6 protein-coding genes and 1 pseudogene are annotated in these 7,625 nt (G+C 65.4%); 4 read left to right on the plus strand and 3 right to left on the minus strand.

The genetic code is table 11. The features are described 5' to 3' along the window. The 3 genes and pseudogenes from AC2VOU_RS05070 to AC2VOU_RS05080 form a co-directional block, all read left to right on the plus strand. Positions 1–384, plus strand: a pseudogene (locus AC2VOU_RS05070) (malto-oligosyltrehalose synthase); the annotation flags it as partial. Further along, complete coding sequence (gene treZ / locus AC2VOU_RS05075) at positions 377–2,095, plus strand: malto-oligosyltrehalose trehalohydrolase (protein WP_486956376.1); 1,719 nt, start codon at positions 377–379, stop codon at positions 2,093–2,095. The pseudogene AC2VOU_RS05070 and the gene treZ, both read left to right, overlap by 8 nt. A 41-nt stretch (positions 2,096–2,136) precedes the next feature. Continuing rightward, positions 2,137–2,562 carry a hypothetical protein gene (locus tag AC2VOU_RS05080; protein ID WP_486956377.1) on the plus strand — a complete coding sequence of 142 codons (426 nt, stop codon included), beginning with the start codon at positions 2,137–2,139 and terminating at the stop codon, positions 2,560–2,562. 30 nt (positions 2,563–2,592) lie between these two features. Here the strand turns inward: AC2VOU_RS05080 and ilvA are convergent, their stop codons facing one another. Further along, complete coding sequence (gene ilvA, locus AC2VOU_RS05085) at positions 2,593–3,891, minus strand: threonine ammonia-lyase IlvA (protein ID WP_486956378.1); 1,299 nt, start codon at positions 3,889–3,891, stop codon at positions 2,593–2,595. A 28-nt stretch (positions 3,892–3,919) separates the two neighbouring features. Continuing rightward, a complete protein-coding gene (locus AC2VOU_RS05090; protein WP_486938234.1) occupies positions 3,920–4,357 on the minus strand; it encodes a nitroreductase family deazaflavin-dependent oxidoreductase in 438 nt (145 codons plus the stop codon). A gap of 225 nt (positions 4,358–4,582) precedes the next feature. Between AC2VOU_RS05090 and AC2VOU_RS05095 the strand changes: the two genes are divergently transcribed. Then, positions 4,583–5,806 (plus strand): fatty acid desaturase family protein, encoded by a 1,224-nt coding sequence (locus AC2VOU_RS05095; RefSeq protein ID WP_486956379.1) that lies wholly within the window; start codon positions 4,583–4,585, stop codon positions 5,804–5,806. A gap of 16 nt (positions 5,807–5,822) precedes the next feature. Here AC2VOU_RS05095 and fadD11 read toward each other — a convergent pair. Continuing rightward, positions 5,823–7,625, minus strand: a 1,803-nt coding sequence (gene fadD11 / locus AC2VOU_RS05100; RefSeq protein WP_486956380.1) for a fatty acid--CoA ligase FadD11, incomplete at its 5' end; no start/stop codon positions are given.

Consider the following 7,625-nt stretch of genomic DNA (forward strand, 5'->3'; position numbering starts at 1 on the left):
GACAATCGGCGAGCCGTCGACTACGCCACCCGCCGCGAGGCATTGAAGTCCCTGCAGCACAGAAAAATTCGAGTGGTCAAGGCCGCCCTGCAGATGCGCCGTGCCCACCCGGACACCTTCGTGGGGGGCGGATATCACCCGTTGCCGGCTGCCGGAACCGGTGCCGAGCACGTGGTCGCGTTCCGTCGCGGCGACGACGTGCTCGTCGCGGTCACCCGCTGGACGGTACAACTCGGGCAAACCGGATGGGGAGACACCGCGATCCCGCTGCCGGACGGCAGATGGACCAGTGCGCTGACCGGCGCGGCGCTGCGCGGCACAGTGCCGGCGGGCGAGCTGTTCGCGGAACTGCCGGTGGCACTTCTGGGGCGCACCGATGCGTGAATTCGCGGTCTGGGCGCCGAAACCGGACACCGTGCGCCTCGACGTCGACGGGTCGGTGTCACCGATGACCCGCGACGAAAACGGTTGGTGGCGAGCTACCGTCGACGCCGGCCCGCAAGCGCGCTACGGATACCTGCTCGATGACGATCCGAGGCCGCTGCCCGACCCGCGATCCGCGCGTCAACCCGACGGAGTGCACGAGCGCTCGCAAGTGTGGGAACACCCCGAGTCGATCGAGACCGGCTGGGCCGGCCGCTCGGTTCACGGCGCGGTGATCTATGAGTTGCACATCGGAACCTTCACTCCCGCCGGCACGTTCGACGCGGCCATCGACAAGCTCGACCATCTGGTCGACCTCGGTGTCGACTTCGTCGAGGTAATGCCGGTCAACGCGTTCTCCGGTACCCACGGCTGGGGATATGACGGCGTGCTGTGGTACGCCGTGCACGAGCCCTACGGTGGGCCAGCCGGTTTGGTGCGCTTCGTGAACGCCTGCCACCGCCGTGGGCTCGGTGTGTTGATCGACGCGGTGTTCAACCACCTCGGTCCGTCCGGTAACTACCTGCCGAGGTTCGGTCCCTACCTGTCGTCGGCGAGCAACCCGTGGGGCGAGGGCATCAACATCGCCGACGCCCAGTCCGACGAGGTGCGCCGCTACATCATCGACTGCGCCCTGCGCTGGATGCGCGACTTTCATGCCGACGGTCTGCGATTGGACGCCGTGCATGCGCTCTTTGACACCACCGCGATCCACATCCTCGAGGAATTGGCTGCCGAAACCGACGCGCTCGCCGAAGAACTCGGCCGGCCGTTGTCGCTGATCGCCGAGAGCGACCTGAACGACCCGCGCACGATCACTGCTCGCACGCAGCACGGGCACGGGATGGCCGCACAGTGGGACGACGACATCCACCACGCGATCCACACTGCGGTATCCGGGGAGCGCCAGGGCTATTACGCAGATTTCGGCTCGCTGGCCATCCTGGCAAAAACTCTGCGCCACGCGTTCTTTCATGCCGCCACCTACTCGTCGTTCCGGCAGCGACGCCACGGCCGGCCGCTGGACACCTCGACAATTCCGGCCACCCGGCTGCTGGCCTACACCTGTACCCATGATCAAGTCGGCAACCGGGCCCTCGGCGACCGGCCGTCGCAAAACCTGAGCTACGGGCAGCTGGCGGTGAAAGCCGCTCTGGTCCTCATTTCGCCTTATACAGCAATGCTTTTCATGGGCGAAGAGTGGGGCGCGTCGACTCCGTTCCAGTTCTTTAGTTCCCATCCCGAGCCCGAGTTGGCCCGTGCCACCGCCGAAGGCCGCAGGCGGGAGTTCGCCGATCACGGCTGGGATGCCGAGGAGATCCCCGACCCCCAGGACCCGCAGACCTTTCGACGCTCCAAGCTGGACTGGTCGGAAGTCGGGACCGGCGAGCACGCGAGACTTCTGCGGCTCTATCGAGAACTGATCGCGTTACGGCGCAACGAAATCGACCTTGCCGATCCGTGGCTGGACAATCTGGTCGTCGACTATGAGGAGCAACAGCGGTGGATCGCGCTGCGCCGCGGCGGCGTGACGGTGGCCTGCAATCTCGGCACCGAGCCGGTATCGGTACCGTTCGCCGGTGAGCTGGTGCTGGCCTCGGAATCGCCTTCGGTAGGTGACCAGAGCACGCTGCTGGCCCCGCATTCGTTCACAATCCTGCGCTGTGGATAACTGACTACCGGCGCGCTCCGCGAGCGGGTGATGATGCCCCGATGACTCAATCTGAATTGTTGCCCATCCCGCCCATCCAGACCGCTTGCGATCCCGTGCGGTCCACGCAGGACCTCCGTGAGCGGTGGCGTGCGCTGATGGGGCCGCTGGGGTTCGGGGAGCGGCTGCTGTGGTTCGGCCTGATCGGTCCGGACCGCTGTTTCGCCAAGCAGCTCAGCCAGGTCCCGATCCGTCCGCGGCCCCGCGGTCGGATTGTGTGGAACCTGATGTCGTCGTTGCGGACGCTGCTCGACGACCTGGAGCCGGGCACTACGGTGGCTTTCCTGCTGACGGGTCCCGGGCGCGGTCCGGTGTCGACCATCGAGCTGGTGTGGTCGGCGTCGCTGACCGAGATGGCCGAGCGATTCGCCGTGCCGCTGGAACCGATCTATCGGGCCAACGACGAATCGGTCGCGCTGGTCGGCTAGCCGACACCACGTGGCTGGAGCGCCGGTCGGCTACAGCAGGTAGCGATACGCCGGCGAGCCGGGTTCGATCGTCTCGATCTGCATCTCGGTGGCCCGCATGCGATCCAGCAGGCCATCGAGATCCGCGGCTGAGCCCAACTCGATACCAACCAGCGCCTCGCCGGTCTCGCGGTTGTTGCGCTTGACGTACTCGAACAGCGTGATGTCGTCGCCCGCTCCGAGCACCCCGTCGAGGAACCGGCGCAGCGCACCGGGCTCCTGTGGGAAGTCGACCAGGAAGTAGTGCTTGAGCCCGAGGTGGACCAGCGACCGCTCGAGGATTTCGCCGTAGCGCGACACGTCGTTGTTGCCGCCGGAGACCAGGCACACCACGGTGGAACCCGGCTCGATGTCGGCCTCCAGCAGGCCGGCGACCGCGAGCGCGCCGGCAGGCTCGGCGATGATCCCCTCGTTTTGGTACAGGTCGAGCATCGCGGTGCACACCGCGCCCTCGTCGACCGTGGTGATCGACACCATGTCCCCCGCCGCGGCCAGCGCGGCATAGGTGAGGTTCCCGGCCCGACTGACCGCGGCGCCGTCGTCTAACTGGTCGCGGTGGGCATGGGTCACCGGCCCGCGGTTGCCCAGCGCGGCAATCACCGCGGCCGCCCCCGCCGGCTCGATCCCGAGTACCGAGGTCTTGCTGGTCCGCTCGGCGAGGTAGGTGGTGATGCCGGCGATGCACCCGCCACCGCCGACGGGAACCACCACAAGATCGGGCTCGCCGTCCAGCGCGTCGAGGATCTCCACAGCGATAGTGCCCTGCCCGGCCATGGTCCTCGGATCGTCGAACGGTGGCACCAATGTGGCGCCGGTGCGCGCCACATCGGCCAGCGCCGCCTCGGCGGCCAGGTCGTAGGTCGATCCACCCACCATCAGCTCGATGAACTCCCCGCCGTGATAACCGATTCGGTCACGCTTCTGTTTGGGGGTCTTGGCCGGAACGTAAACGCGGCCGCGGATACCCAGAATGCGGCAGGCATAGGCGAAGCCCTGTGCGTGGTTGCCGGCCGACGAGCAGACCACTCCGGCGGCTCGTTCCTCGTCGGAGAGCTGCACCAGCAGGTTGTAGGCCCCGCGCAGCTTGTAGGACCGCACGGTCTGCAGGTCTTCGCGCTTGAGATAGACGTTCGCCCCGGTCGTCGCGGACAGCCGGTCGGAGAACTGCAGTGGCGTGGCGGTGACCACGCCGGCGATTCGGGTTGCCGCACTGTCGACGTCGGCCGCTGAAAAAGAAGCCAGCGGCCCACCACCCCCGATGCCCGGGCTCTGACTCAGTTCGGCAGACACCGGTTAATGGTGCCACCAAGCTGCGCGTTCAGTGCACAGGGGTCAGCACAAACACCGGAATCTGGCGGTCGGTCTTCTGCTGGTAGTCGGCGTAATCCGGGTAGGCGGCCACGGCCCGCTCCCACCAGACGGCCTTCTCGTCGCCGAAAACTTCGCGGGCGTCGTAGTCCTTGACGTCGGTGCCGTCCTGTAGTTCGACGCGCGGATTTTTCGTAATGTTGTAGTACCAGACCGGGTTCTTCGGCGCTCCGCCCAGCGAGGCGACCGCGGCGTATTCGCCGTTGTGCTCGACCCGCATCAGCGGGGTCTTGCGCAGCTTGCCGGTCTTGGCGCCGACCGTGGTCAGCAGGATGACCGGCATGCCCTTCATGTCGGTGCCGTCGGTCCCACCGGACTCGACAATTTTCTCGGCTTGCTCGCGGGACCAGTCCCACGGCGACGGGGCGTATTCACCTTCGAGTGGCATTCCCCCACCATAAACCCGGAGGCTCTGGACTACGGGACCGCAAGACCACCGTTCGGTGATCTATACCGTGTAGTGTCTGCGGGCGATCCCGAAAATCTCTGGGTCACACTGCGGCGACGAGCCGATGAAGCGGGTGCTAAGCCAATGCCCCAGTCGTACGTGTGGGTCTCTTCCGTCGTGCTTACGGGAGTCTGCCCCGTAACCGTTACGGTTCGATGACTGTCGGTGGCGATCACCGAAGTACCTGAATACGCCCACCTGAGCGACGAAGACGTCATTTCCCTTGCCGCTGAGCTCGACAACATTCGTCGCGACATCGCGGAGTCGCTCGGCGAACAAGACCACCGATACATTCGTCGTGCCATCGCGTTTCAGCGATATCTCGAGGCTGCCGCCCGGGTGACCATCTTCGCCAGCCGAGGCCGGCTGGGGTGGACTGTGGGAACTGTTGCGCTCGCGGTGGCCAAGTGTGTCGAGAACATGGAACTCGGTCACAACATCACCCACGGTCAGTGGGATTGGATGAATGACCCCGAAATCCATTCGAGCACGTGGGAATGGGACATGGTGGCTCCGTCGTCACACTGGATGTCGTCACATAATTTCCTGCACCACAAGTTCACCAATGTGGTCGGTGTCGACCCCGACCTCGGCTTCGGGATGATGCGCGTCACGCGCGACCAGAAGTGGCAACCTGGCGATCTCCTTCAACCGCTGCGGGCGGTGCTGCTGGCCATGCTCTTCGAATGGGGCATCGCCATGCACGGGCTCTACGCGGTGCAGGGTCGGGAAAGCACCGAAAGCGCTAAAGCGGCCCATCGAAAGAGCACCATCCGCAAGATGCTTCGCCAGGCCGGCAAGGATTACCTGGCCTTTCCGGCGCTGAGTCACCGCCGTTGGCGCCGGACCCTCGGGGCCAACGTGGTCGCCAACGGACTACGCAATGCCTGGGGTTATATCGTCATCGTCTGCGGCCACTTCGCCGACGGCGCAGAAAAATTCACCGAGTCGGTGCTGGACAAAGAGACACAGCCCGAATGGTACCTGCGACAGCTCCTGGGCACCGGGAACTTCCGCGCCGGACCGGTACTGGCCTTCATGAGCGGCAACCTGTGTTACCAGATCGAGCATCATCTGTTTCCCGACCTGCCGAGCAACCGGCTGCCCGAGATCTCCGAGCGGGTCCGCGCGTTGTGCCAGACCTACGACTTGCCTTATACAACCGGTTCCCTCATGCATCAGTACCTGCTCACTGTGCGCACCATCTGCAAATTGGCGTTGCCGACAGGATTGATGTCTGCCAGCGCACACGACGCGCCAGAAACAGCGTCGGAGAATAAATTCCGCGACGCGAACACGCCGTGGCCGACAACCGCGGTCGACGATGAGCGCCGCCGCGGATTGGCGACTGCGATCATCGACCACCGCACACGACGCAAGGCCGGCTGAGACGTCGCCGAGCGTCCTAGGTCGGACCCGCGCTCGGCGTACGCGCGGGTTCGTGGACGTCCGGGCCCGGCTGGCCGGCGTACAACTCCTCGATTTCAGCGGCGTATTTGGCTGCTATCGGCCGTCGTTTGAGTTTCATCGTCAGGGTGATCTCGTCGCCGCCGGGTTCCCACAACGCGGGTAGGACGCGGAAACGTTTGATCTGCTCTACCCGCGACAATTTCTCGTTGCCCGCAGCCACCGCCGCCGAAATCTGCGCGAGCACCTCGGGGTGGGTGGCCAGGGCTTCAGGTGTGGCGTCGGTGACTCCATGCTTCTCGGCGTAGGGCCCGACGGAATCGGCATCGAACACCATCAACGCAGTGTTGTAGGGACGACCGTCGCCGATGGCCACCATCGCACCGATCATCGGACAGGCCGCCTTGATCGCATTTTCGATGTTGGCCGGCGACATGTTCTTTCCGGCCGCGTTGATGATCAATTCCTTCTTGCGGTCGATCACCCGTAGGTAGCCGTCGGCGCCTTCTTCCAGGATGTCGCCGGTATGCAGCCAGCCGTCGGCGTCAATCGCCTCGGCGGTCTTGGCCGGATCCTTGCGGTAGCCCTTCATCACCAGCGGGCCGCGCACCAGATATTCGCCGTCCTCGGCGATCCTGGACTCCAGCCCGGGCAGCAGTCTGCCCACCGATCCCACTCGTGCCTCCCGGGGATGACTCACGCTGGCAACACAACTGAGCTCGGACATGCCCCAGACTTCGGCGATCGGAATGCCGATCCCGACGAAGAACGCCAGCGTCTCCCGGGGAATCGGCGCCGCGCCTGAGACCGCCCATCGCAATTGGTCGAGCCCCAGCTTCTCGCGCAGCTTCGACAGCACCAATTCATCGGCCCGCGCCCATTCGGCGGCCACGTCGCCGGCCAGCGGTTCGCCGGCGATCAATGCCGCTGCACGCTTGTCGGCGATCGACAACGCCCACCCCAGGGCCTGGCGCCTGGCCTCGTCCGGCTCGTGGGTGACGGCAAACTCGATCCCGGCCTTGAGCTTTTCCCAGACCCGTGGAACCGCCGCCCAGATGGTGGGCCGGGCATCGGGCAGCGCCACCGCAATCTCGCGGACATCGGAGACTACCGTGACCAGGATTCCGTACATCTCCTGGTTGTAGAGCGCCATCATCCGGTCGGCAATGTGCGCCGACGGCAGATAGGAGGTGGCACGATCGTCCGACCGCACATCCACGACAGCGCTGAGAGCCTCCGCCTCGAACATCAAGTTCGCGTGCGTCATCTCGACTCCCTTGGGATTGCCCGTCGTCCCGGAGGTGTAGATCAGGGTGATGACGTCGTCGGGTTGCACCGCGCGCCAGGTCGACTCGAAGTCGAAGTCGTCGGGAGCGGCCGCATACAAATCGTCCAGCGACACGGTTCCCGCCGGCTCGCCGTCAATGCAGACGATGTGGTCGACTTGCGCGCCGCTCGCCAGGATCCGGTCGACGTACTGCTGCTCGCAGATCACTACTTTGGCGTCGGCGTTGTCGAGCACGTTGGCCAGTTGCTCGGCAGGCAGTGTGTTGTACACCGATAACGAGGTGGCGCCGAGATGCTGCGCACCGACTTCCACGGGATAGAACTCGACGCGGTTGGCCATCATCAGCGACACCGTGTCGCCCCGGCGCACGCCCAGACCGGCCAGCCCGGCCGCGACCCGACGTACGTCGTCGGCGTACTGCCGCCAGGTCAGGGTCGTGGTGTCGCCCGGGGTACGCAACGCGACGGCATCCGGGTCCGCCGCGGCACAGCGTTGGAAGGCCTCGCACATCGT

Source organism: Mycobacterium sp. TH-M25, from assembly GCF_057473665.1.